Origin of the sequence: Pseudomonas pudica (assembly GCF_015680405.1) — a bacterium.
Lineage (GTDB): Bacteria > Pseudomonadota > Gammaproteobacteria > Pseudomonadales > Pseudomonadaceae > Aquipseudomonas > Aquipseudomonas pudica.
In genome coordinates this window covers 18,554-44,244 of sequence record NZ_JADLJS010000037.1, presented here as the reverse complement: position 1 = coordinate 44,244, position 25,691 = coordinate 18,554, and the positions used below count along the sequence as shown (strand labels likewise).

Sequence of the window (25,691 nt, the reverse complement as noted above, 5' to 3'; positions counted from 1 at the left end):
CACGTCGAATCAGCATGAAGCATTTCCTCCCAAGCACCGCCCTGGCGCTGATGGTCGGCCTGGGCAGCCTCACGCTCGGCGGCAATGCGGCGGCCGCCAACAAGTGGGACAGCCTGCAGCCGGACCGCGACGAGATCGTAGCCAGCCTCAACGTGGTGGAATTGCTCAAGCGCCACCACTACAGCAAGCCGCCGCTGGACGACGCCCGTTCGGTCATCATCTATGACAGCTACATCAAGCTGCTGGACCCGGCGCGCAGCTACTTCACCGCCGCCGACATCGCCGAATTCGACAAATGGAAAACGCAATTCGACGATTTCCTCAAGAGCGGTAACCTGGACCCGGGCTTCACCATCTACAAACGCTATCTGGACCGTGTCAAGCAACGTCTGGACTTCGCCTTGGCCGAGCTGAACAAGGGCGTGGACAAGATCGACTTCAACGCCAAGGAAACCTTGCTGATCGACCGCAAGGACGCCCCGTGGATGAAGAACCAGGCCGAGCTCGACGATTTGTGGCGCAAACGCGTCAAGGATGAAGTGCTGCGCCAGAAGATCGCCGGCAAGGAACCCAAGCAGATCCAGGAAACCCTGACCAAGCGCTACAAGAACCAGCTGTCGCGCCTGGACCAGACCCGTGCCGAGGACATCTTCCAGGCCTACATCAATACCTTCGCCCAGTCCTACGACCCGCACACCAACTATCTGTCGCCGGATAACGCGGAAAACTTCGACATCAACATGAGCCTGTCGCTGGAAGGTATCGGCGCAGTGCTGCAAAGCGACAACGACCAGGTCAAGATCGTGCGCCTGGTGCCGGCAGGCCCGGCGGCCAAGACCAAGCAGGTGGCACCGGCCGACAAGATCATCGGTGTGGCCCAGGGCAACAAGGAAATGGTCGACGTGGTCGGCTGGCGCCTGGACGAAGTGGTGAAACTGATTCGCGGCCCGAAAGGCTCGGTGGTGCGCCTGGAGATCATCCCGGCCAGCAACGCCCCTAGCGACCAGACCAGCAAGATAGTGTCGATAACCCGCGAGGCGGTGAAGCTCGAAGAGCAGGCAGCGAAGAAGTCGGTGCTCAAGCTCAAGCAGGACGGGCGTGACTACAAGCTGGGCATCATCGAAATCCCGGCCTTCTACCTCGACTTCAAGGCCTATCGCGCCGGTGACCCGGAGTACAAGAGCACCACGCGCGACGTGAAGAAGCTGCTCACCGAACTGCAGAAGGAAAAAGTAGACGGCGTGGTCATCGACCTGCGCAACAACGGCGGCGGCTCGCTGCAGGAAGCTACCGAGCTGACCAGCCTGTTCATCGAGAAAGGCCCGACCGTGCTGGTGCGCAACAGCGACGGCCGTGTCGACGTGCTGGAAGACGAAAACCCGGGGGCATTCTACAAGGGCCCTCTGGCGCTGCTGGTCAACCGCCTGTCGGCCTCGGCTTCGGAGATTTTCGCTGGTGCCATGCAGGACTACCACCGTGCGCTGATCATCGGTGGCCAGACCTTCGGCAAAGGCACCGTGCAGACCATCCAGCCACTCAACCATGGCGAGCTGAAGCTTACCCTGGCCAAGTTCTACCGGGTTTCCGGGCAGAGCACCCAGCACCAAGGCGTACTGCCGGACATCGATTACCCGTCGATCATCGACACCAAGGAAATCGGCGAAAGCGCCCTGCCCGAGGCCATGCCATGGGACACCATTCGCCCGGTGGTCAAGCCGGTAGCCGACCCGTTCAAGCCGTTCCTGGCCCAGCTCAAGGCGCAGCATGAAGCGCGCAGCGACAAGGATGCGGAATTCACCTACATCCGCGACCGCCTGGCCCTGACCCAAAAGCTGATGAACGAGAAGACCGTCAGCCTCAACGAACAGGACCGCCGTGCACGCCACGACGAAATCGAGGCCAAGCAACTGGCGCTGGAGAACATTCGCCGCAAGGCCAAGGGTGAAGAGCCGCTGAAAGAACTGAAGAAAGAGGACGAGGACGCGCTGCCGACCGAGGATGAAAACACCAAGCCAGAGGACGATGCCTATCTGTCGGAAACCGGCCGCATCCTGATCGACTACCTGAGTGCAAGCACCAAGGTGGCCAAGAAGTAAGGCACTGTGGCAATGATGGCAAATTAGTCACACATGTCATCAAACAGTCATCGCGCTGTCGTGAAATAGAGGGGCCGGGCGTGGAAACGCCCGGCCCTTTCATTTTCAGGAATACGTCATGACCGTCGCCGAACAGCTCAGTGCCTTGAGTGCCATCCTGGCTCAACGCAGTATTCACAGCCTGTTCCAGCCGATCATGTGCCTGAGCGAGCAACGGGTTTTCGGCCATGAAGCATTGAGTCGCGGGCCGTCCAACAGCCCGCTGCACGCACCGCTGAACCTGTTTACCATCGCCCGCCAGGCCGGCCGCCTGACCGAGCTGGAGGCTGCCTGCCGGGAAAGCGCCTGCCGGCGTTTCAGTGAACAGCAGTTGCAGGGCAAGCTGTTTCTCAACATCTCGCCGGAATCGCTGCTCGAGCCGCACTACCCCTCCGGACAAACCCTTAAACTGCTCGAACAGGTCGGCCTGCCGCCCAGCCGGGTAGTGATCGAGCTGACCGAACATACCCCGACCGACGACTTCCAGCTGCTGTCCAATGCCCTGCACCACTACCGGGACATGGGCTTCTCGATTGCCATCGACGATCTGGGGGCCGGTTATTCGAGCCTGCGCCTGTGGTCGGAGCTGCGCCCCGAATACGTGAAGATCGACCGCCATTTCATCGACGGCATCCACCGCGACCCGCTCAAGCGTGAATTCGTCGGTTCGATATTGCAGATTGCCCGAGCGTCGAAGGCGCAGGTGATTGCCGAAGGTATCGAGCTGGTGGAAGAGCTGGCGGTATTGCTGGAGATGGGCGTGGACCTGGTGCAGGGCTACCTGCTTGGGCGGCCGCAGGAGCTGGGGGCGCGCGAAAGCCGGCCACTACCAGCGCTGATGAACGCTCCGCAAGCCGAACAGCCGACGGTTGGGCTCAATGCCACGATTGGGCAGTTGCTGGAGTTGTTTGGCCGGCACCGGCACCTGGAGGTATTGGAGGTGGTGGATGCCGATGGCAGGGCTTGCGGGCTGATCCACAGGGATGCTTTGCCCGTTGTTCCGGCCTCTTTGCGGGTAAACCCACAGGTAGAACACAAGGCTCAAGACCTGTGGTGAACCTGTGGGAGCGGGTTTACCCGCGAAGAGGCCGGAACAGGCAACGAATCAGGCTGTTTCAGGGTAGCTGTACTCAAACACCCGGACGACTTCGGAGGCATGCCACGACGCCGCCTCCATACCATCCACGGGCCCGGAGAAACGCCCCAGGCGCTCCACGCACTCGAAAAAACCGGTACGCGGCAAACGGCTGGCACCTTGGCTGATTACCAGCGAGCTGCGCAATGGCTGCTCGGCGCGGGCATCCAGCACCGCCAGGTACTCCAGCGCGGCTGTGAGCGTCTGCATGGCCGGGCTGGGCAACTGCAAGCGCTCGATCAGCGCTCGATACGTCAGCAAGTGACGTTGACGACGGGCCAGGTCAAGCTCGCCCAGCAGGTTATCCCAGTGCTGACGGCTGATCCTGACCTGGCTCATGATGGCTCGCTCCAGCCAGCCACCCCCAGATGCCAGGCCAGAGCACGGCGGATAGCAGCATCTGGCTGGCGTTCGCCCGATTCGATCATGGCCAGGTACGCCGGGCTTACCCCGACATTGCGCGCCAGTTGCTCAGGGGCAATGCCCTTGGCCTGGCGAATCTGTGCCACTTCGCTGAAGGCCGGCAATGGCGCACTGGCCACATCGCCCTGCGCTTCACTGGCAAGCACCTCGGCTGGTGCCTGCCCAGCGGCCTTGAGCAGTGCCTGGTACTGTTCCCAGGGAACGACGGCGTACTCGGGTTGACCGTCCCGGCTGATGACCTGAATACCCATTACAAACCCCTTTAAAAAGGATTACAGCATGTAATCCGTAGGCATAACCCTTATGCCAATTATATTACCAACTCTGGGGTCTGTGCAGTTGCGCTGCGGTTGCGGCCGGTTTCACTGGGTGTTGCGTTCCAACCGCAGGGCTTCAGGGGTGGCCGGCAGGCGCTCGACCACGCGCAGCCGTTCGGGCGCCTGGGAGTCACGCCAGGCCTTGAAGCGTGCCAGTTCGTCGGCCACGGTCTTCAGCACCCAACCCAGCACCGCGATGTCGTCGAGGAAACCCACGCCCAGCAGCCAGTCTGGGATAGCGTCGATGGGGCTGACGAAATACAGCAGCCCAGCGACGACAGTGACCAGCGCCTTGGGGCTGATGGCGCGGTACTCGCCGCGCCACCAGGCCAGGCATAGCGACTGCAGCAGCTTCACATCTTCACGCAACTGGCCAATGCGCGGGCCTTTGCGGGCGACCGCAAACAGCAAGGCCGGCAACCGGCCACGGCTGAGCAGGCGCTCGGCCAAGGGCAGGAAACGGGCGAAATTCCAGGGTGCGCTCATGAAGCCTCCAAGAGGAAAAGGTTATCCACATTTATTGTGGATAACCTTGTGAACAGGGCGACGTTTCCGACCCCAGGTGCCTGCCAGGCAAGGGCCCCGGTCAGATCGGGCGTTTTTTACACAGTCATTTCATACCGTGGGGTGCGTACGCCGCAAACGGTTTGCGCCAAAAGCATCCTGCTTCCTGACGCTGCATTTCCTCGGACAGTATCAGCAGTTGCAGGTTCGTCCAACCACCCGGCACAAACGAAAACGCCCCGTCAGGACGGGGCGTTTTGCGTGGGCCAGCCAGTGTTACTTGGCAGGCGCTTCGGCCGGGGCCTCGGCAGGAGCTTCCGCTTCCGGCTCGGCGCCTTGCAGCTGGGCCGGATCCTTGATGGCGATCAGTTCCAGGTCGAATACCAGTACCGAGTTGGCCGGGATCAGCGGGCTAGGGCTCTGCGCACCGTAGGCCAGTTCAGCCGGGATGAACAGCTTGTACTTCTCGCCGACGTGCATCAGCTGCAGGCCTTCGACCCAACCCGGGATCACGCCGCTGACAGGCAGGTCGATCGGGCTGCCGCGCTCGACGGAGCTGTCGAACACCTTGCCATCGATCAGCTTGCCTTCGTAGTGGACGGTAACCACGTCGGTCGCCTTGGGCTGCGGGCCGTCGGCCTTCTTGACCACTTCGTACTGCAGGCCCGAGGCAGTGGTGACCACGCCTGGCTTCTTGGCGTTTTCCTCGAGGAACTTCTTGCCGGCGGAGGCGGCTTCTTCGCTGGCCTTGGCCAGGCGCTCTTCGGCACGCTTCTGCAGCGCGGTGAAGGCCTCAACCAGCTCTTCATCCTTGATGCGCTGTTCCTTCTTGCCAACGGCGTCTTCGATGCCGAGGGCTACTGCTTTCGAATCAAGGTCTTCCATGCCTTCCTGAGCCAGGCTCTTGCCCATGTTCAGGCCGATACCGTAGGAGGCTTTCTGTGCCGGAGTCTTCAGCTCGGGGCTGCTGGTCTGTTGATCACAGCCAGCCAGTACCAGGCCAACCAGGGCAACCGCAGCCGCCAAACGATGCTGTTTCATGTAATTTCCTTGTTCATGCGCCATAAGGGCAATCAGGGTAGAAGCCGCGAGCTTATCAGGCGCCCCCAACCCATGGCTACCGGCATAAGAGCCAGTAAAGCCGGATTAGTTCCACAACCTTGCACTCGGCAGAAAAGCCATAATTGCAACGACAGATCATTCGTTACGCTTTGTGTCGACCAAGATATACCATAACGCTATCATCTGCCGCTTTCAGGATACTGGCCCGGATGTGGCCAAGCTATCTAGAACAGGCTTCAGGGATGCACAATGAGATGGGACGGAGCAGTAACCTTCGGTGACTACTGGTTGGGCTACACCGGCAAAAGCGACCAGACCGAAGCCCATGCCCATGTCGCCATCCAGCTGTGCATCGGCCTGCGCTACGACATCACCGTGGAGTTCGGCAAGCAGGTCCTCACCGCGCCTGGGGTTCTGATAGGGCCATCGGTCGACCACCGTTCACTGCCCAACCCGGACCGCGTCGCCTTCCTCTACTTGTATCCGGATGCGCCACTTGGCCGCGCGCTCAAAGCCCTGCTCGACGACAGCGGCAAGGCGGCTGTCAGCCAGGATATCGTCGATTGCGTGCGCCAGGCCGCCAACTTCCACGAGGTGGTGGCAGCCCTGGAGCTCAAACTGGTCCCCCCCGAAAGCTTCGACCCACGCCTGTCCAATGCCCTGAACCTGCTGCGCCAGGACTGGGCCGGCATTGGTGCGGTCTCGCGTGCAGCCAGCGCGGTGGGTCTTTCCAGCCCACGCCTGCGCTTTTTCGCCACGCGACAGATGGGCGTGCCCCTGTCGCAATGGATCATCTGGCGCAAACTCGAACGCGCCTGCCACGCCCTTGCACATGAAGCCAGCCTCAGCGATGCCGCTGTCGCCGGCGGCTTCGCTGACCAGGCCCACCTCACCCGCACGATGCGACGGATGGTCGGCATGTCGCCCAGCCGCGTCGCCATGGTGCTGCGCAATACAAGCGATTCATTCAAGAATCCACAGTTCTAAATCGCCATCATCCCCTCCAGCCCGCGCCAACCGGGGTCTCCACCATCAGGCGCAGGGCCACTTGCCGGCCATGTGATCACAGGTCGGCTTTTTTAATCGTTCCGGTTCCTTGGCCCCCTTGCGGCGGCCAGGCAGACGGGCGCTATGGCACATGCCAGTTCATCAACCTAGCGAGCAAGGAGTGCTAGCCCATGTCAGGACCCTCGCGGCTGACCGTTTTCCTTACCGGCGGTGCCGGCGTACTGGGTGATACCCTGATCGGCCAACTGGCCGAGCGCTATCACCTGGTCTGCCTGACCCGTCGCAGCAGCATCCGCCATCCAGGGGTAGAAACCCTGCGCGGTGATATCTGCCAACCGCGCCTGGGCCTGTCCGACGCGGACTACCTGGCACTGACCAGGCGCGTCGACTGGGTCATCCATTGCGCGGCTATCACCCGCCTGGATGGCCACGCCGAAGCGGTGTTCTCGGTCAACTACCAAGGCACCGAACAAGTGCTGGAGTTTGTCCGCGACGCCGATGTGCCGCTGTACCACATCAGCACCGCTTTCACCCACCCGTGCGACTATCACCCCGGCGTGATGCCTTCGACCCCGTACGAAGTGGTCAAGCGCCAGGCCGAAAGCCTGGTTCGCGATGCAGGCGTGCCGGTGTCGATTTTCCGCCCGTCGATCATCATCGGCGACAGCCACAGTGGCCACATGCCCATGCTTCAGGGTTTTCACCTGACCATGGGGCTGATGATGTCCGGCTACCTGCCGATCATCCCGTGCCCGGAGAACGGACGAGTCGATGTGATCGCCCGTGATGTTGCCGCGGCCGGCATCGCCAGCGCACTGGACCAGCGCCTGATCGGCGACGACTACTTCCTCAGCAACGGCCCGCAGGCGCTCGATATCCGCACCCTGCTCGACCTGATGTGCGCGGAAATGCAGGACCAGGGCAAGCCGTTCCAGCGCCCGCGCTGCATGAACCCGGATATCTACGAACGCCTGGTGCGCCCGGTGTTCCTGCCAGCCCTGGAGGAGAACATCCGCGCAGCCCTCGGCCGCGCCACCCAGCTGTGCCGCTACGCCAGCCTGCTGCAGCCATTGCCAAGCTCGCTGGAGCAGCTGTTGCCAGCCCGGCGCCTGGCCATGCGTTCGCCGCGCCAGGAGCTGGCACTGACGCTGGCCCGCCTGTCCCCCAAGCTTTCGGCCATGCAACGCATGCTGAGAACACCGGCCTCAGGTGAGCGCCACGGCGAACTGGCCATGGAGGCCTGAGACGATGAACAGCTTCACTCCCCTGCCTGAAGGGCTGGACGCCGAGCACGTACGCGCCCAGTACCGTGACCATGTCAATGCCGGCTATGCCCGCCTTGCGTCGATGATGAACCTGCCGATCGAGGTAGCCGGCGAAGGCGTCTACCTGTTCGACATGGACGGCAACCGCTATCTGGATGCCGGCGGCTACGGCGTGTTCCTGCTCGGGCATTCGCACCCGCAGGTGGTTGAAAAGGTCAGCCACCAGCTGCACAGCCACCCGATGGCCAGCAAGCTCATGCTCAACCCGTTCCAGGCCCAGGCCGCTGCGGCCTTGGCCGCGGTATGCCCGGCGCCCCTGCAGTATGTGTACTTCTGCAACTCCGGTACCGAAGCCACCGAGGCGGCGCTGAAACTGGCCTGGCTAAACGGTTGCCAACAGGTGATCTCGACCCAGGGTGGATACCACGGCAAGACCCTGGGTTCGCTGGCGGTCACTGGCCGGACGCTGTATCGCTCACCCTTTGCCGACCGCCTGGGCGACAGCCACTTCGTACCGTTCGGTGATGCCGATGCCCTGCGCCAGCAGTTGCAGGCGCAGCCCGAACGCGCCTGCGTCATCCTCGAGCCGGTACAGGCCGAGGCCGGGGTGATAGTACCTCCAGCCGGCTACCTGCAGCAGGTGCGCCAACTCTGCGACCAGTACGGCGCTGTGCTGATTGCCGACGAGATCCAGTCGGGCATGGGCCGTACCGGGCGCTGGTGGGCCTGCGAGCACGAGGGCGTGGTACCGGACATCCTGCTGGTCGGCAAAAGCCTCTCCGGCGGCTGCGTGCCAGTAAGTGCCATGGTTTGCACTGCCGACATGCAGGCACCGCTCAATCGCAACCCGCTGATGCACACCTCCACCTTCGGCGCCAACCCGCTGGCCATGGCTGCGGTAATGGCGACCTTGCAGGTGATGCAGCACGAACAGCTGGTACCCCGTGCCGAAGCCTTGGGGCAACGCCTGCGCCAGGGCCTGCAGAACGTGCTGCGGCAACACCCTTGCGGCACCCAGGTGCAACTGCGTAGCACCGGGCTGTTGCTGGGGGTCGAGTTCGCCGATGCCGGCCTGGCGGCCAACATGGTCATGCACCTGATCGACCAACGCATCGTGGTCAACCACTCCCTCAACGATCACCGGGTGATCCGCCTGACGCCGCCTGCCCTGTACAGCGACAGCGACGTTGAATGGCTGCTCGGCGGTTTCGCCCGCGCCCTTGCCCGTACCTTTGAATAGGACACCGAAATGAACGAAGTCAGCCTGAACGCCCATGTACCCAGCCAGAGCGCCGAACAGGTCTACGCCGCCATCAGTAACTTCAGCGCCTATCCACAGTTTTGCGAGTCGGTGCGCAACATCGAAATCGAAGCCGTGCATGAACATGAGGTGCTGAGCAACTGGGAGGTGAACTTCCACAGCGGCATCCTCAAATGGCAGGAGCGTGATGTGTTCGACCCGGCCAACCTGCATATCCATTTCCGCCAGACCGCTGGTGATATCGACCACTTTTCCGGCTCGTGGCAAGTCAGCGAAACCGCCGAAGGCGCCAGCATTGCCTTCCGTTCGAACTTCGACCTGGGTCTGCCGATGCTGGCCGACATGCTTGACCCGGTCGCCCGGCAAGCGATCCGCGACAACATCAGCGCCATCATCCATGGCCTGTTCCCGAACAGCCAGATCAAGGATTGAGCCATGCCCCTGTCACTCCTGCACAACGCCAGGCAGACCTTGCAACGCTTTGCCCCGGACTTTGCCAAACTGCTGACGGAGTTGCCCTTCGAACAGCGCGAAGCCGCTGACAGCCCGGTTGTGGACTGGTTCAAGCATACCGGCCCGGTTGCCTTGCTGGTGCCGAAGGCTGGTGGTGGCCTGGGCGCCAGCGCATGCGAGGCGCTGCAGGTGCAGCTGGCCCTCGGTGCGTTGTCACCTTCACTGGCCGTGGCCAGCACCATGCATCAGTTTTCCGTGGCCAGCCTGGTTGCCGTCGCCGCCCGGGGCGCAGGTGCCGAAGGCCTGCTGTTGTCGGCCATTGCCAAGCAGCGTCTGCTGCTGGCCTCTGGCTTCGCCGAAGGCGTACCGGGAGGCGGCATCCTGGATGCCGGCATGGAAGCCGTGCAGCTGGCTGACGGAGTCCGCCTGAGCGGCAGCAAGCAACCGTGCAGCCTGAGCAGCTCGATGGACCTGCTGACTGCCAGCTACAGCCGCACCAGCGAGGACGGCGAGGAGCTGATGATCGCGCTCATCCCCGCCTCCGCCCCCGGCATCAGCCGCCACCCGTTCTGGGGCAACAGCGCGCTGGCCGCCGCACAGAGCCAGGAGCTGCGCCTGGAGGACGTCTACGTCAGCGACAAGATGATCTTCTCCGCCGGGCTGAAATCGCAGCTTGGCGATGTGCAGACCATCGGTTTCATCTGGTTCGAGCTGTTGATCAGCGCCAGCTACCTGGGCGCCTGCATGGGCCTGGTCGAGCGGGCGATCGACGAGCGCCGCTGGAGCGACCAGCAGCGCGTGCAGCTGGCCTGCCAGCTGCAACTGTGCCTGAGTGCGCTGGAAGGCCTGGCGCACGAGGTGGAACACCTGCAAGGCAACGCCGACGACCTGCTGGCGCGCCTGCTGCTGACCCGCTACGGCATCGAACAGCAACTGGCCAGCGCGTCCGACCTGGCCCACCAGATGCTCGGCGGCCTGTCGTTCATCCGCTCGAACCAGGGCTGCGACTGGCTGGCCAGTACCCGCGGCCTGCAGTTCCACCCGCCCGGACGCTTCAGCATGACGGCCAACCTCGACCGCTACCTGCAAGGCGCCACCTTCAGCATTGCCAATGGAGTCACCCCGTGAAACTGCACAACAAGATCGTCGTCATTACCGGCGCGGCACGCGGCCTGGGCCTGGAAACCGCACGCAAACTCAAGCATCAAGGGGCAACCGTTATCGGCATCGACCGGCTCGAGCCGCATGGGGCACTGAACTTCGATGCCTACTACCTGCTCGACCTGTGCGACCGCGAACGCCTGGACGAAGCTGCTGCCTCCATCCTGGAGCGCTTCGGCGACATCGACATCCTGATCAACAATGCCGGGGTGCTGACCCTGGAACGGGGCGAAACAGGGGTGAACGATGATGTGCGTCGCGCACTGGAAGTCAACCTGCTGGCTCCGTGGCAACTGACCTCGCGGTTCTTGCCGGCATTGCTGCGCAAGCGTGGCAAGGTGGTCAACGTGTCTTCGCTGTTCGCGCTGGTCAACGCCCCGTACGTGGCCGCCTACGCCACCAGCAAGCGAGCCTTGAGCGCCTATTCGGATGTGCTGCGCATGCAGTACCCCGGGCAACTGGATGTGGTCACGGTGTTCCCCGGGTTCATCGACACGGCCATTCACGACCCGGCCGAACGGGTCGGTCTGTCGGTGAAGCGCCTGGTCAGCTTCAAGCGCGGCGAGCGCGTGCTGCTGTCGCTTGAGGAAAAACTCGATGACGCCAGCAATGGCCTGGTGCGTGCCTGCACCCGCCACGACCTGCGCAACCGCGGCCTGACCTTCCTCGGCAGCGTGGCCATGTACACCGCACGCTGGCTGCCAAGCCTGGTGGATGCCTTCATCGGCCTGCGCTTGCGCAGCCTGAGCAAGGCCGGGCAGCTGTCGCTCAAACCCGAACTGATCGACTGAGGCCAGGCCGATGACGCAACTGGCACTGGACAAGCCCCTGCTGCGCCCTGAGCGAAGCCTGCTGACGCCGTCAGCGCTGGAAACCACCCTGGTGATCGGCTACGCGTTGCTGCTGTTCGCCGCACCGCTGGCACTGCTTGTGGCCATCGTCGACCGCGCCCCCCAGGCATGGCCGCTGGCTTTGCCATTGCTGCTGCTGGCGGGCTACGGCCTGTTTCTGCAGGGCATCCTGGGCCACGAGGGTTTCCACTTCAACCTCAGCGACAACCGCCTGTACAGCTGCATGCTGGCGGTGGCGCTGAGCTCGATGCTCACGGGCTTCTGCGTCACCGGCTACTTCGTCGACCACTGGCAGCACCATCGCTACAACGGTAGCCCCCAGGACCCGGACTGGCGCCTGTTGCGGCGCTATCGCCTGGCCGCCACCCGGTTGCTGGTGTCACGCCTGCATGCCACCGCCTGGTATCTGCTGCAAACCGTGCGCCTGGCCCTGCCCGGCGCCAAGGTCAGCGGCACATTGCCACTGCCCGACCGGCAGATCCGTTTGCTGGCCAGAGCCAACCTGGCCTGCCAGCTGCTGTGGCCGGCACTGTGGCTGCTGCTGGCGGCAAAGTGGCCACCGCTGCTGCCTGCCGTGGCGGGCTGCCTGCTGCTGGCCTTGTTGATTTCTGCCCTGAACGCCTACCAGGAGCATGCCTTCGAAACCGATGTAGCGCTGCCGGTGGCCCGCTCGCGTACCGCAGCACTGAGCACCCTGCTGCACCTGGGCTCCAACTACCACCTGGAGCACCACCTGTATCCGCGCGTGCCGTGCTGGCGCCTGCCTCGCCTGCACCGCCAACTGCTCGCCAGCGGTTGGTACGAAGGCCGACAGGCGCTGATCGAACCGCGTTTCTTCGGAGCCTTGCGCTACTGCAAGGCACGTTTCCCCTATGCCGGCGCCTGGCAGACGATGCCACCGCCAGGTAGCCCCGGGCTGTGATGTACGCCTGGCGAGCCCCAAAACTCAAGGAGCCGAGTATGTCTTTTGACGTCGATGAACTGATTGAAAACGAACGCCGCACCCTGCTGGCACACCCACTGTTCGCCCGCATCAGCACTCTGGATGATGTACGCCTGCTGATGGAGAACCACGTCTTTGCCGTGTGGGACTTCATGACGCTGCTCAAGCGCATCCAGCGCGACCTGACCTGCGTCTCCCTGCCCTGGCTGCCACCCAGGCATATCCTTGCCGCGCGGCTGATCAACGAGATCGTCACCGGCGAGGAAACCGACGAACACCCCGACGGCGGCTTCATCAGCCATCTGGAGCTGTACCTTGGCGCAATGGACGAGATCGGCGCCGATACCGGCCCGTTCCGCCAGTTCCAGGCACTGCTGCAAGCAGGCGTGCCCCTTGCCCAGGCGTTGACCAATGTCGACATTCCGCTGCCGGCCAAGGTGTTCGTCAGCAAGACCCTGGAAGTTGCCCTGCACGGCTCGACCGAGCAGGTGCTGGCGTATTTCTTCTTCGGCCGCGAAGACATCATCCCGGACATGTTCGGCGGCCTGCTGCAACGCTGGGCCATCGATGAAGCCAGCGTGCCGATGCTGACCTACTACCTCAAGCGCCACATCGAAATGGACGGCGACGATCACGGCCCGGCAGCCAAACGCATCATCGCCGAGATCGTCAGCGAACCGGCGCAACAGCAGACCCTGGCGAAAAGCGCCGCCGACGCGCTGGTAGCCCGCACCGTGCTGTGGGATGGCGTGCTGGAGCAACTGCATCAGCGCGCGGCAGCACAGGCCACGTGCGCGCCAGCAACCAGCTGAGCATCATCCCTTGCCTGCGCCCGACGCAGGCAAGGGGTTCTGGCCCCCAACGACATGGACGAGAGCGTGTGACATGGTGAAAGGCAAGTACGCCAAGTTGGCAGTATCGGTGCTGGTCATCGCAGGCCTGGCAGCACTCGGGCTGCAGCGCTGGCAATACGCACGGCAGTACGTCAGCACCGACAATGCCGAAGTGGAAGGCGTGATCATCCCTATCAGGGCGCGGCTGAGCGGCGTGGTGGTGGACGTGCCTGTGCACGAAAACACGCGCGTGAACAAAGGGGACCTGCTGTTCCAGGTGCGCGATGACGAATATCAGCAGCGGGTTGAACAGGCGCGGGCCAATTACCTGAGCGCGCTGGTGGCCACCGGGCAAGGCGGCATGCCCGGCCTGGTGGACAGCCAGGTCCGCAGTGCAGCTGCGCGCAGTCAGGCAGCACAGGCCACCATCGGTCAGTTGGCGGCCAATGTCGAACAGGCCCGCAGCGACTATCAACGCACCCGGCGCCTGGCCGACCAGGGCGTTGTAAGTACCCAGGACCTGGAAGCCGCCCGCGCACGCTTCAGCGCCCTGAGCCACCAGCTGCAGGCGGCCCGCGACAACTCCACCGCAGCCCGCGAAGGTACCCTGGCCAACCAGGCCGCGCTGAAAGTTGAAGAGTACCGGATCAAGGCCGCTGAGTCGGCCCTGGCACTGGCCCGCATCGAACTGCAGGACACCCGGCAGGCATCCCCGCAGGGTGGGGTGATCGTGCACAAGGATGTGCAGCCCGGGCAATTCGTGGTGGCCGGTCAAAAACTCTTGAGCCTGGTCAGTACAGAACACATGTGGGTAGTGGCCAACTTCAAGGAAACCCAGATCGGCAGGGTTCGTGTCGGCCAATCTGCACGCATCAGCGTCGATGCCTTTCCGGGGCAGCAGCTGGAGGGCGTGGTACATAGCCTGGTGCCGGCCACTGGCGCGCGTTTCTCGCTGCTGCCACAGGAGAACGCCAGCGGCAACTTCACCAAGGTGGTGCAACGCATCCAGGCGCGCATCGAGTTCCGCCAGCTGCCCAAAGACATGCAACAGGCGCTCAGCCAGGGCATGAGCGTGTTCGTCGAGGTCGATACCCGCGACAGCGGGCAGCCGCTATGAAGTCGCCGTGGCTGGTGGCAGTGACAGTCACCCTGATCTCGATGATGGAGCTGCTCGACGTCACCATCGTCAACGTCGCCATCCCCAGCCTGATGGGCGGTTTCGGGGCGTCGGTGGACGAAATTTCCTGGGTTTCGACCGGCTACATCGTCGCCAACGTGGTGATCCTGCCGGCCAGCGGCTGGCTGTCTGCCTGGTTTGGCCGGCGCCGCTACTACCTGGTGTCATCGGCGCTGTTCGTGCTGGCCTCGCTCGGTTGCGCGCTGTCGCAGGAGCTGTGGCAGATGGTGCTGTGGCGAGTGGTGCAGGGCCTGGCCGGGGGCGGCTTGCTGGGCATCTCGCAGGCGATCATCTACGACGTGTTCCCCAAGGAAAAGGTCAGCGCCGGCCTGGCCTTGTACGGCGTCGGGGTGATGATGGGGCCAACCCTCGGCCCCTCGGTCGGCGGCTACCTGATCGACGAGTTCTCTTGGCACTGGATCTTCCTGATCAACCTGCCGATCGGCGCGCTGGCCCTGCTGCTGGCATGGCTGTGCGTAGGCGATTCACCCAACGAGCGACGCCCGCAAAGCATCGACTATCCGGGCTTCGTGCTGCTCGCAATCGGCGTCGGCAGCTTGCAGATCCTGCTGGAGCGTGGCGAACACTGGGACTGGCTTGAGTCAGACCTGAGCCTGCTGTGCCTGGCACTGGCGCTGCTCGGCCTGATCGGGTTCTGCTACTGGGAGCGGCGGGTGGCCAACCCGATCGTCAACCTCGCGCTGTTCAGCAACCGCGAGTTTCTTCTGGGATCGATCTGCGCCTTCTGCGTCGGTTTCGGCCTGTACAGCACGCTGTTCATGGTGCCTCTGCTGCTGCAGACGCTGCTTGAGCAAAGCGCCTACCAAAGTGGCCTTGTGATCTTCCCCGGTGCCCTGGCCAGTGCGGTCAGTACCCTGGTGATCGGCAAGCTGTCGCAGGAAAACCGCATCGATGAGCGCTACTTCATCTGCGTGGGCATCCTGGTCTACGGCTACGCCATGTACCTGCATACCCAGTTCACCCTGCAAAGCAACCCCGACACCCTGTACTGGCCATTGATCATCCGTGGCTTCGGGCTGGGCATGATCTTCGTGCCACTGACCAACCTGGCCATGCGCCAACTGCCGGCGCAGCTGATCTCGGTGGGCTCCGGCGTGCTCAACCTGATGCGCCAGTTGGGCGGCAGCGTGGGCATCGCCATCGCCGCCACCCTGCTCACGCGTTTCTCCTGGGCACGCTACCGGCAACTATCCGAGCACGTCGACGAAAACAGCCTGCTTGCCAGCGGCTGGGACCTGGCCAACCTCGACCCGCGACGGCTCTCCACCGACCTGCTCGGTGCAGACCAGGCCAACGCCGTACTGGCCTTCATGCAGGCCCGGGAGCAGGCACAGATGCTCGGTTTCAGCATGCTCTTCGGCCTGCTCGGTGCGGTGATGCTGATCGGCGTGCCCATGGTGCTGCTGATGCGCAACTCCCGCCTACCCAAGCCCTCACTTGCAAAGGAGTCCGTGACGTGTTCGGACAAAGCACACGAACCTGCCTAGCCGTGCTGGCGCTGGCACTGGCTTGCGCCAGCACGGTCCAGGCCAGCGACCTGTACCAGACCTACCAGCAAGCCCTGGGGCATGACCTGGCCTACGCTGCGGCGCAGCAACGTCAACAGGCAGCGGCGCAGAAGGCACCACAGGCGCTGGCCAAATTGCTGCCGCATCTGTCCCTGGAAAGCGGCGCAGCCTGGGTCGACCGCGAACACAGCGGCCCTGCACACCGCAACCGCGACAACTCCAATGCCTACGCGCTGGTATTGATACAGCCCCTGCTGCGCTGGCAGAACGTCGTCGGCCATGAACAGGGCAAGGCCTTGGCCACCGCCGGTGAAATCGACCTGCTCGCTGCGCGCCAGGACCTGATGCTGCGCGTGGCCGACGCCTACTTCGAACTGTTGCTGGCCGAAGACCAGTTGGCTACCAGCCGCCAGCAGGTGCACACCCTCGGCCAGCAACTGGACAAGGCACAGCGCTTGCGCCGCGAAGGATCGGGTACCGAGAACGAGGTGCAGCGCATCCAGGCCCGTTACGACCTCGCGCAGGCCGAGCAGATTGCCGCCGACAATGCCCTGCGCCTCAACCAGCAGGCGCTGGCCAGGCTGACTGGCAGTATGCCGGGCGAGCTGGCCAGGCCTGATGACCTGGTCTCCTTCAGTGGCCCGCAACCGGCCCGGCTGGATGCCTGGACCGACCAGGCCCGCCAGCACAATCTGAAGGTGCAGGCAGCCGAAGTACGCCAGCTGATCGCCGAACAGGAAGTGGACAAACAACGGGCCGGCCATCTGCCAACCCTCGACCTGGTGGCCGCGCACGGCCGCTTTGCCTCCGTGGGAGGCAGCCTGTACGACGTGACCGTACCCGAGGAGAAGTACACCCAGACCGTGGTCGGTGTGCAGCTCAGCGTTCCCCTGTACGCCGGTGGCGGCACCCAAAGCCGCACGCGCGAGGCACGTGCCCTGCAGGGCGCCGCCGAGAGCGAGCTGGAAGATGCGCGACGCGAGGCAGATTTCATGGCCCGTCAGGCCTACCTCAACCTCACCGGTGGCATCAGCCAGTACCAGGCCCTGCAACAGGCCTTGCGTTCCAGCCAGAGCGATCTGCGCATTACCACGCACGCCTACGAGGCCGGCGCACGGATAAGCAACGATGTGCTGGATGCCGAGCAGCAGTTGACTCGCACGCGCCTGCAACTGGCCCGCCAGCGCTATGCCATCCTGCAGGCACAGTTACGCCTGATGGCGGCCAGCGGCAGCCTGAGCGACGACAGCCTCAAGGCCCTCAGTGCCCTGTTGACGGAGCGGGTTCAAGGGTAGGCACCCTCTCGGTACTGCCCTGCCACCTCGCGCAGTACCTCGCATACCCACTGCCCCGGCAGGCTCTGTGGCAAGGCGGCATTGCGGCAGATACCGACCGAGCCGCCGGGCTCGCGCACGCCCAGGTCGAGTTCGACCAACTCGCCACGGCGAAGGTCCAGCAGCACGGCATCGCGTGGTGCCACCCACAGCGCATCACTGCCCAGCAGGTAGCGTCGGCTCAGGGCCAGTGACAGGGTTTCCAGGCGCTGGGCCGGCATCTGGATGCCACATTGCACGAACAGGCTGTCGGCATGCTGGCGGATGGTGGTGCCAGCAGGCGGCAATACCAACGGGTAACGGCCCACCTGCGCCCGCTCCACCGGCGTGCCGGCCAGCAGCGGGTGGCCGGGCCGTACCACCAGGCTCATCGACTCGCTGTACAGGTGCTCGAACGACAGCCCCTGGATCTGCGGGCTATCGGTCATGCGCCCGACCACCAGTTCCAGTTCGCCCAGGCGCAACTGGCCGAGCAACTGCGCGCTGACCCCAGTGACCACACTGATCACCAGCGCCTCATGCCGCTGGTGCAGGCGGCACAGCACTTCGGGCATGAGCAGGCCTTCGACCGTGGACAACACGCCGATGCGAACTTGCGACGGCGCCCGCGCCTCGCCACGCAGGCTGCTGACGCCATCGCGCAGGGCCTGCACGCTGGGCCCGGCATAGCGCATGAAACGCGTGCCGGCCGGGGTCAGCTCGACGCCCTGGCGGCTGCGCGCGAACAGGCGCGTTTCCAGCAGGTCTTCGAGTTCCTTGAGGGTCTTGGAGATGGCCGGCTGACTGATTGCCAGGATGTCGGCAGCCCTGGCCAGGCTGCCCTGCCGGGCAATCTCCAGGAAGCACAGCAGGTGGCGGTACTTGATGCGGGTGTCGAGGTTCATGGGCTCAAGCTTACCGCATGCAGATAGCCTGTACCGGCCCTTTCGCGGGTGAACCCGCTCCCACAGCGATCTCCACAGTTCTCCAGACCTGTGCAGTACCTGTGGGAGCGGGCGTGCCCGCGAAGAGGCCGGTGCAGGCGGCAGATGACTATCAGGCAACAGCCAACTCCACCGCCTCCCCATTCAACCGCACCGGCCACACCCGCAGGCGCTGCCCGCTATCCTCCAGACACTCCCCGCTCTCCAGGCTGAAGTGCTGCTTGTACAACGGCGCCGCCACCACCAGCTCGCCCTGCACACTGCCCACCAGCCCGCGGCCGATGATGTTGGCGCCGGACCGCGGGTCGCGGTTGTCCACCGCGTACAGCGGCTGCGCCTGCCCCGGCAGGTAGAACAACGCCACCTGGGCCCCGTCGAGCCAAACCACCACCCCGGAATCGGCCACCAGGTCATCCGCCTGGCACACCGCCTGCCAGTTCTCGTGGGTCTTTACAGCAGCATTGGACAGGTTCATCAGACAGCCTCCTCGACGGTTGGGATCAGGTGCAGCGGCGCAGCAGGCCGGCGCTGTTCGCGTTCGCGCACGAAATGCACGTCCGGGTCGGCGCGGCGGTCGTTGACGAACGTACGGAAGCGCTTGAGCTTCTCGGGGTCGTTGAGGGCGTTGGCCCACTCGCATTCATACTGGTCGACCACATGCTGCATCTGCGCTTCCAGCTCGCTGGCCAGGCCCAGGCTGTCATCGATGATCACCTGCTTCAGGTAGTCCAGCCCACCTTCCAGGTTCTCGCGCCACACCGAGGTGCGCTGCAGTTTGTCGGCGGTGCGGATATAGAACATCAGCACGCGGTCGATCAGGCGCACCAGGGTCTCGTCGTCGAGGTCGGTGGCGAACAGCTCGGCGTGCCGCGGGCGCATGCCGCCATTGCCGCACACGTACAGGTTCCAGCCCTTGTCGGTGGCGATCACGCCGATGTCCTTGCTCTGTGCCTCGGCGCATTCGCGAGTGCAACCGGACACCGCGAACTTGAGCTTGTGCGGGCTGCGCAGGCCTTTGTAGCGGTCTTCCAGGCGCAGGGCCATGTCGACGCTGTCCTGCACGCCGTAACGGCACCAGGTGCTGCCAACGCACGATTTCACCGTGCGGGTCGACTTGCCGTAGGCATGGCCGGTTTCGAAGCCGGCCTCGATCAGCTCGCCCCAGATCAGCGGCAGCTCGTGCAACTGGGCGCCAAACAGGTCGATGCGCTGGCCGCCGGTGATCTTGGTGTACAGGTCGTACTTTTTCGCCACCTGGCCGATCACGATGAGCTTGTCGGGGGTGATCTCACCACCGGGGATGCGCGGCACCACCGAGTAGGTACCGTTCTTCTGCATGTTGGCCATGAAGGTGTCGTTGGTGTCCTGCAGCGGCACCAGCGCCGGGTCCATGATCGGCTGGTTCCAGCACGAGGCGAGGATACTGCCCACCGCCGGCTTGCAGATGTCGCAGCCAACGTGGCCCTTGCCGTGGCGTTCGAGCAGTTCGTTGAAGGTGCGGATACCCTCCACCCGTACCAGACCGTACAGTTCCTGGCGAGTGTAGGCGAAGTGCTCGCACAGGCTCTTGTCCACCGCCACGCCGCGGGCGGTCAGCTCATGCTCGAACACCTGCTTGAGCAGTGCCGCGCAACCACCACAACCGGTAGCTGCTTTCGTGCAGCCCTTGACTGCGGCAAGGTCGCCGCAGCCGCTGTCGATGGCGGCGCAGACCGCGCCCTTGCTGACGTTGTGGCACGAGCAGATGGTCGCACTGTCGGGCAGCGCATCGGCGCCCAGGGCCGGTGCACCACCGCCTTGCGGCAGGATCAGTGCCGCGGGGTCGGCTGGCAGGGCGATACCGTTCTGGGCGTATTGCAGCAGGGTGTCGTAGTAGCTGTTGTCGCCGACCAGCACCGCACCGAGCACGTGCTTGCCGCTGGCATCCACCACCAGCCGGCGGTAGGCGCTGTTGGCTTCGTCGATGAAGCGGTAGCTGCGTGCGCCAGGGGTAGCGCCATGGGCATCGCCGATGGAGCCGACATCCACGCCCAGCAACTTGAGCTTGGTCGACATGTTGGCACCGGTGAATTCGCCAGTGCTTTCCCCCATCAGCAATGCCGCCAGGTTGCGCGCCATGCTGTAGCCCGGGGCGACCAGACCGAACACGCTGCCGTTCCACGAGGCGCACTCGCCGATGGCAAAGATGCGTGGGTCGCTGCTGCGGCAATGGTTGTCGATCACCACGCCACCACGCGCGGCGATGTCCAGGCCACAGGCACGGCCCAGGGCATCCTGCGGGCGGATACCCGCGGAGAACACGATCAGGTCGGTTTCCAGGTGCTCGCCGCCATCGAAGTTCATGCGGTAGCGGTAGTCTTCACCCGCACTGATCGACTGGGTGGCACGCGACAGATGCACGCCAACACCCAGCGCTTCGATCTGTGCCTTGAGCGCGGCACCGCCCTCGCCGTCCAGCTGCACCGGCATCAACCGTGGGGCGAACTCCACCACGTGGGCTTCCAGGCCCAGCGACTTGAGGGCGTTGGCTGCTTCCAGGCCAAGCAGGCCACCGCCCACTACCACGCCACGGCGGGCACTGGCTGCGGCAGCGCGGATGGCGTCGAGGTCGTCGAGGGTGCGGTAGACAAGGCGGGCATTGCCGCTGGAACCTTCGATCGGCGGCACGAAGGGGTAGGAACCTGTGGCCAGCACCAGTTGGTCGTAGCCGTAGCGGCCCTCGGCGGTGACCACTTCGCCGCACTCACGGTCGATTTCCAGCACCGCTTCGCCGAGGTGCAGGTGCACCCCGTTGCTGCCGTAAAAGTCCTGCCCGCACAGGGCCAGGGTTTCGGCACAGCTGCCGCCGAAATACTCGGACAGGTGCACGCGGTCATAGGCGCGTTGGCGCTCTTCGCCGAACACATGCACTTCGAAGCGCTGCAGGGCGCCGCGGCTGACCAGTTGTTCGACACAATGGTGGCCGACCATGCCGTTGCCGACGATGACCAGTCGCTCTCGTTGCCCGCTGCTCGCTGTTGCCTTCATAAGCCGATCCTCGATCAAAAAAAAAAGCGCCTGGAGCCGAAGCTCCAGGCGCCTTTGCCTGTATTCATCACGGAAGGGGCCCGGGTTGATCGCCGTTGATCAGTGGGCTTTGTTGTAACTGGGATAAAGCAGGGAGTGTGCCAACTGGGTTGCCTGTGCCGGCCTCCTCGCGGGTGAACCCGCTCCCACAGGGGATCTCAACATCTTTCAGACCTGTGCAGTGCCTGTGGGAGCGGGTTCACCCGCGAAGAGGCCGGCACAGGTCATGCACATTCACAGTGCACAACACCCCATCCCGGTGCACATCAATACACATCCCGCCGATACCGCTTGGCCCTGCCCAGCGCTTCGACATAAGCCGCAGCAGCCCCTGCATCCATGCCGCCATGCTCGGCGACGATCGCCCGCAACGCCGCATCCACATCCTTGGCCATGCGCTGCGCATCGCCACACACGTAGAAGTACGCCCCCGCCTCCAGCCACTGCCACAACTGCGCGCCCTGTTCGAGCATGCGCTGCTGCACATAGACCTTCTCGGCCTGGTCGCGTGAAAACGCCGTGTCCAGACGCAGGTGCCCTGCAGCCTGCCAGGCCTGCAGCTGCTCCTGGTAATAGAAATCGGTGGCCGCGTACTGCTCGCCGAAGAACAGCCAGTTGGCCCCTTTCGCCCCACGTGCCTCTCGCTCTTCGAGAAAGGCCCTGAACGGCGCAATGCCGGTGCCGGGGCCAACCATGATCACCGGCACGCTGTCATCCTCGGGCAGGCGAAAGTGCTTCGACACTTGCGGGAAAATGGCCACTTTCAGCGCCTGCGCACGGTCGGCAAGGAAGCTTGAACACACCCCTTTTCGCGCTCCATAGCGCACCGTGGAAACGGTCAGGTGCACCTGCTGCGGGTGTGCCAGCGGGCTGGAGCTGATCGAATACAGGCGCGGCTGCAACGGTTTGAGCAGCTCCAGCCAGCTGGCCAGCGGCAGCTTTTGGGGGAAGGCGCGCAGCACATCGACCAGTTGCCGCCCCCACAACCAGTCCTGCAGCTCGGCCTTGCACTCGGGCTGCAGCAGGCGCTGCAGGTCCGGGGCATTGCCGGCGAAGGCCAGCAGCTGCTGCGTGGTGACCCTGGCAATCTCCAGGTGCGCTTGCAGGGCTTCGGTCAGCGGCATGGCGGGTTGGCCTTTCAGCTGAACCATGGTCTGGCCATCGAGCTGCATCAACACCAGCAGTTCGTCGACCAGGGCCGGACAGTTGCGCGGCCACACGCCCAAGGCATCACCGGCGGCATAGGTAAAACCGCTGCCGCTCAGGTCGAACACCAGTTGACGGGTTTCCTTGCTGGCACCCGGGCCGTTGAGCAGGCGGTTTTCCAGCAAGGTGGCAGCCCAGGGTTGCTGCTTGCCATAGGTCGCCACGGGCGCAGGCTCGGTGACCGCTTGCAGTGCAGCAGCGCTGCCTAGCGTAGGCAGCAGCGCATCCAGCCAGGCGGCGAAGGCGTCGTCGAAGTCCGGCTCGCAGTCCACCCGCTGCAGCAGGCGCCGCCCGCCCAGCTCGGCCAGGCGTTGGTCGAGCTTGCGGCCAAAGCCGCAGAACTGGTCGTAACTGGAGTCGCCCAGGGCCAGCACGGCAAAAGGCAGTTCGGCGCAGTGGGCGCCCTCCTCGCCCTGCAAGGCTTGCCAGAACGCCGCTGCGCTGTCGGGCGCGTCGCCATCGCCAAAGGTGCTGGCGATCAGCACCACGCTGGCGGCGCCCTGCAGTTGGCGCGGGCTGACCGCTTCCATGCAACTGAGCTGCACGTCGAGGCCGGCACCGCGCAGGCGCTCGGCACAGCGTTCGGCCAACAGCTCGCCGTTGCCGGTTTGCGAAGCCCACAGCACCTGGTGCCGTGGTGCTATCAACGCTGCATCGGGCAGCACCGCCGGCTGGGCGAACAGCCCGGCCAGCAAGCCATCGATGAACAGCCGGCGGTTGGCGGCCAGCGGCGCACTGGCCGGCAGGCAGGGCACGCCCTCGGCGCGCGCCTGGTCCAGGCCTAGCAGGAAGCCTTGCAGATAATGGCGCTCTTCCTCGGCCAGCACCGGGGCTGGCAGGGTGTCCAGGCCAAGCAGACGGGACAGGGTGGCGGTCGGCATGCGGGCAGGCTCCGGATTGGCAGTGTTCAGATCAAGGGCTTCGATGCGCTCACCGGCAACCCGCTCCAGGGTCACGGCACAATGCTTGAACGCCGGCTGCAACGACAGCGGGTCGACCGCATCGCAGGTCACGGCGTTGATCGCCAGTTGCTCGCCGACCAGGTCGTTCCAGTGGAACGGGGCAAAGCAGTTGCCAGGCATGACCCGGTCGCTGATCCGCGCGGGTAGCACGGCCTGCCCGCGGCGCGAGCGAATGGCCACCTGGTCCTTTTCGGCGATGCCTAGCCGGGCAGCATCTTCGCGGTGGATTTCCACGAAGGGGCCGGGCTCCAGCTTGTTCAGCGCCGGTACCTTGCCGGTCTTGGTCAGGGTGTGCCACTGGTGCTGCACGCGGCCTGTATTCAGCACCATGGGGTAATCGGCATCCGGCAGTTCCGCTGCTGGCAACCAGGGCCGGGCCAAGAAGCGGGCCTTGCCGCTGGCGGTCGGGAAGGCCAACACCGGGCACTCGCCCTGGGCATGGTGCAACAGCGTCTGGCTGCTGCCGTCGTTGCGATAGCGCAGCGGGCTGCGCGGGTTGTCACGGCCCGGGGCGCAGGGCCACTGGCGCGGCTGCTCGCGCAGTTCGGCATAGCCGATGCCACGTAGGTCGTAGCCGGTGGTTGGGTTGTGAAAGCGGCGAATCTCCTCGTACACAGCTTCCGCATCGGGGTAGTCGAAGGCGTCGGCGTAGCCCATGGCACAGGCGACCCGGGCGATGATCTGCCAGTCTGGCAGGCTCTGCCCGGGCGGCTCGACGGCGCGCGGCATGAGAGTGAGGTTGCGCTCGCTGTTGATCATCACGCCCTCGCCTTCGGCCCACAGCGCAGCCGGTAGCAGGATGTCGGCGTAGCGGTTGGTCTCGGTGTCGAGGAAGGCATCCTGGGTAATCACCAGTTCGGCCTGACGCAGGCCGTCGATCACCTGCTGCCGGTTGGCGACACTGGCCACCGGGTTGCTGCAGATGACCCAGCAGGCCTTTACCGCACCGCTTTTCATCTGCTCGAACAGCGCCACCGTGCCATCGCCGCCTTCGCTGCGCAGGCTGCCCGGAGGCAGTTGCCACTGCTGCTCGACGAAGGCGCGGTCTTGCGCCACCAGCGCCGAGCGCTGGCCAGGCAGGCCAGGGCCCATGTAGCCCATCTCGCGGCCCCCCATGGCATTGGGTTGGCCGGTCAGCGAAAACGGCCCGCTGCCGGGGCGGCAGATGGCGCCAGTGGCCAGGTGCAGGTTGCAGATCGCATTGGTGTGCCAGGTGCCGTGGATGCTCTGGTTCAGGCCCATGGTCCAGCAGCTCATCCAGTTGCTGGCGCTGCCGATCCATTCGGCTGCCCTGATGATGTCGGCCTCGGCCAGCCCGGTTATTGCGGCCACCCGGTCAGGGGTGTAGTCATCGAGAAAGGCCGGCAGGTCGTCCCAGCCTTCGGTGTGGCGGGCGATGAAGTCGGGGTCGGTGTGGCCGTTACGCAGCAGCAGGTGCAGCAGGCCGTTGAGCAAGGCCATGTCGCTACCGGGGCGCACCTGCAGAAACAGGTCGGCCTTGTCGGCGGTGGCGCTGCGCCGCGGGTCGACGACGATCAGCTTGGCCCCCGCCTTGACCCGGTCGAGCAGGCGCAGGAACAGGATCGGGTGACAGTCGGCCATGTTGGCGCCAATCACCAGGAATACGTCGGCGTGCTCGAAGTCCTGGTAGCTGCCGGGCGGGCCATCGGCACCGAGCGACAGCTTGTAGCCGCTGCCGGCACTGGCCATGCACAGGCGCGAGTTGGACTCGATGTGGCGGGTGCGGATAAAGCCCTTGGCCAGCTTGTTGGCCAGGTACTGGGCCTCCAGCGACATCTGCCCGGACACGTAGAGCGCCACGGCGTCGGGGCCGTGCTGATCGATGATGCCGCGCAAGCGCGCAGCGGCGGCGGCGATGGCCTGGTCGATGCCGGTACGCGCTGGCTGCTGGCTGCGCTGCTGGCGCACATAGGCATCATTCATGCGCCCGGCGGCGGTCAGCGGCAGGTGTGCGGTGAGGCCTTTGGTGCACAGGCGGCCGAAATTGCTGGGGTGCTGCTTGTCGCCGCTGATCTTGCCAACCTTGCCATCGGCAACGCTCATGACAATGCCGCAACCGACGCCGCAGTAGGGGCAGACGCTGCGCACTTCGCTGTTGGCCATGGGCGGGCTCCTGTAGGGA

Annotated in this window: 21 protein-coding genes; 13 read left to right on the top strand and 8 right to left on the bottom strand. The window is 64.5% G+C overall.

The window, feature by feature from the left end; all coding sequences use genetic code 11:
• The first annotated feature begins 14 nt into the window (after positions 1 to 14).
• Both IRZ77_RS20990 and IRZ77_RS20985 read left to right on the top strand, forming a co-directional pair.
• A complete protein-coding gene (locus IRZ77_RS20990; protein ID WP_196174345.1) occupies positions 15 to 2,096 on the top strand; it encodes a carboxy terminal-processing peptidase in 2,082 nt (693 codons plus the stop codon).
• Between the two features lie 118 nt (positions 2,097 to 2,214).
• On the top strand, positions 2,215 to 3,192 hold the full coding sequence (locus IRZ77_RS20985; protein WP_196174343.1) for an EAL domain-containing protein: 978 nt from the start codon (positions 2,215 to 2,217) through the stop codon (positions 3,190 to 3,192).
• A 48-nt stretch (positions 3,193 to 3,240) separates the two neighbouring features.
• Here IRZ77_RS20985 and IRZ77_RS20980 read toward each other — a convergent pair whose 3' ends face one another.
• From IRZ77_RS20980 to IRZ77_RS20965, 4 genes are all read right to left on the bottom strand, one after another.
• A complete protein-coding gene (locus IRZ77_RS20980; RefSeq protein ID WP_013971408.1) occupies positions 3,241 to 3,609 on the bottom strand; it encodes a hypothetical protein in 369 nt (122 codons plus the stop codon).
• Positions 3,606 to 3,944 (bottom strand): helix-turn-helix domain-containing protein, encoded by a 339-nt coding sequence (locus IRZ77_RS20975; protein WP_003257349.1) that lies wholly within the window; start codon positions 3,942 to 3,944, stop codon positions 3,606 to 3,608. The genes IRZ77_RS20980 and IRZ77_RS20975 overlap by 4 nt, the downstream gene beginning before the upstream one ends.
• Positions 3,945 to 4,055: 111 nt before the next feature.
• Complete coding sequence (locus IRZ77_RS20970) at positions 4,056 to 4,496, bottom strand: YkvA family protein (RefSeq protein ID WP_085601795.1); 441 nt, start codon at positions 4,494 to 4,496, stop codon at positions 4,056 to 4,058.
• A gap of 294 nt (positions 4,497 to 4,790) precedes the next feature.
• Entirely contained in the window at positions 4,791 to 5,555 is a 765-nt protein-coding gene (locus IRZ77_RS20965) for an FKBP-type peptidyl-prolyl cis-trans isomerase (RefSeq protein ID WP_003257347.1), read from the bottom strand.
• Between the two features lie 270 nt (positions 5,556 to 5,825).
• On the opposite strand from IRZ77_RS20965, the gene IRZ77_RS20960 reads away from it, so the two are divergent.
• The 11 genes from IRZ77_RS20960 (at position 5,826) to IRZ77_RS20910 (ending at position 17,352) form a co-directional block, all read left to right on the top strand.
• Positions 5,826 to 6,563, top strand: coding sequence for an AraC family transcriptional regulator (locus IRZ77_RS20960; protein WP_085601796.1), 738 nt, complete (start codon positions 5,826 to 5,828; stop codon positions 6,561 to 6,563).
• A gap of 191 nt (positions 6,564 to 6,754) precedes the next feature.
• Positions 6,755 to 7,828, top strand: a complete 1,074-nt coding sequence (locus tag IRZ77_RS20955) for an SDR family oxidoreductase (protein ID WP_046616737.1) — start codon at positions 6,755 to 6,757, stop codon at positions 7,826 to 7,828.
• Positions 7,829 to 7,832: 4 nt separating this feature from the next.
• Entirely contained in the window at positions 7,833 to 9,089 is a 1,257-nt protein-coding gene (locus tag IRZ77_RS20950) for an aspartate aminotransferase family protein (RefSeq protein WP_153671638.1), read from the top strand.
• Positions 9,090 to 9,098: 9 nt separating this feature from the next.
• The gene (locus tag IRZ77_RS20945; RefSeq protein ID WP_046616739.1) at positions 9,099 to 9,542 is read left to right on the top strand and encodes a type II toxin-antitoxin system RatA family toxin; all 444 of its coding nucleotides are present in this window, start codon (positions 9,099 to 9,101) and stop codon (positions 9,540 to 9,542) included.
• A gap of 3 nt (positions 9,543 to 9,545) precedes the next feature.
• A complete protein-coding gene (locus tag IRZ77_RS20940; protein ID WP_085601799.1) occupies positions 9,546 to 10,691 on the top strand; it encodes an acyl-CoA dehydrogenase family protein in 1,146 nt (381 codons plus the stop codon).
• Positions 10,688 to 11,515: an SDR family NAD(P)-dependent oxidoreductase gene (locus IRZ77_RS20935; protein WP_085601800.1), complete on the top strand. Its 828-nt coding sequence runs from the start codon at positions 10,688 to 10,690 to the stop codon at positions 11,513 to 11,515. Before IRZ77_RS20940 ends, IRZ77_RS20935 begins: the two co-directional genes overlap by 4 nt.
• Before the next feature lie 10 nt (positions 11,516 to 11,525).
• Positions 11,526 to 12,497 (top strand): fatty acid desaturase, encoded by a 972-nt coding sequence (locus tag IRZ77_RS20930; protein WP_046616741.1) that lies wholly within the window; start codon positions 11,526 to 11,528, stop codon positions 12,495 to 12,497.
• Between the two features lie 38 nt (positions 12,498 to 12,535).
• Positions 12,536 to 13,330 (top strand): DUF3050 domain-containing protein, encoded by a 795-nt coding sequence (locus IRZ77_RS20925; protein WP_046616742.1) that lies wholly within the window; start codon positions 12,536 to 12,538, stop codon positions 13,328 to 13,330.
• 73 nt (positions 13,331 to 13,403) lie between these two features.
• Positions 13,404 to 14,468: an HlyD family secretion protein gene (locus IRZ77_RS20920; protein WP_196174341.1), complete on the top strand. Its 1,065-nt coding sequence runs from the start codon at positions 13,404 to 13,406 to the stop codon at positions 14,466 to 14,468.
• The gene (locus IRZ77_RS20915) at positions 14,465 to 16,036 is read left to right on the top strand and encodes a DHA2 family efflux MFS transporter permease subunit (RefSeq protein ID WP_108481218.1); all 1,572 of its coding nucleotides are present in this window, start codon (positions 14,465 to 14,467) and stop codon (positions 16,034 to 16,036) included. Before IRZ77_RS20920 ends, IRZ77_RS20915 begins: the two co-directional genes overlap by 4 nt.
• Complete coding sequence (locus tag IRZ77_RS20910) at positions 16,006 to 17,352, top strand: TolC family outer membrane protein (RefSeq protein WP_196174339.1); 1,347 nt, start codon at positions 16,006 to 16,008, stop codon at positions 17,350 to 17,352. Before IRZ77_RS20915 ends, IRZ77_RS20910 begins: the two co-directional genes overlap by 31 nt.
• Here IRZ77_RS20910 and pcaQ read toward each other — a convergent pair.
• The 4 genes from pcaQ to IRZ77_RS20890 all read right to left on the bottom strand — a co-directional run bounded on the left by pcaQ (position 17,343) and on the right by IRZ77_RS20890 (position 25,672).
• The gene (gene pcaQ, locus IRZ77_RS20905; protein ID WP_085601805.1) at positions 17,343 to 18,275 is read right to left on the bottom strand and encodes a pca operon transcription factor PcaQ; all 933 of its coding nucleotides are present in this window, start codon (positions 18,273 to 18,275) and stop codon (positions 17,343 to 17,345) included. The genes IRZ77_RS20910 and pcaQ overlap by 10 nt on opposite strands.
• A gap of 151 nt (positions 18,276 to 18,426) precedes the next feature.
• Positions 18,427 to 18,789: a nitrite reductase small subunit NirD gene (gene nirD, locus IRZ77_RS20900; RefSeq protein ID WP_196174337.1), complete on the bottom strand. Its 363-nt coding sequence runs from the start codon at positions 18,787 to 18,789 to the stop codon at positions 18,427 to 18,429.
• The gene (nirB, locus tag IRZ77_RS20895) at positions 18,789 to 21,341 is read right to left on the bottom strand and encodes a nitrite reductase large subunit NirB (RefSeq protein WP_196174335.1); all 2,553 of its coding nucleotides are present in this window, start codon (positions 21,339 to 21,341) and stop codon (positions 18,789 to 18,791) included. The genes nirD and nirB overlap by 1 nt, the downstream gene beginning before the upstream one ends.
• A 305-nt stretch (positions 21,342 to 21,646) precedes the next feature.
• Entirely contained in the window at positions 21,647 to 25,672 is a 4,026-nt protein-coding gene (locus tag IRZ77_RS20890) for a bifunctional nitrate reductase/sulfite reductase flavoprotein subunit alpha (protein ID WP_196174333.1), read from the bottom strand.
• Positions 25,673 to 25,691 lie beyond the last annotated feature (19 nt).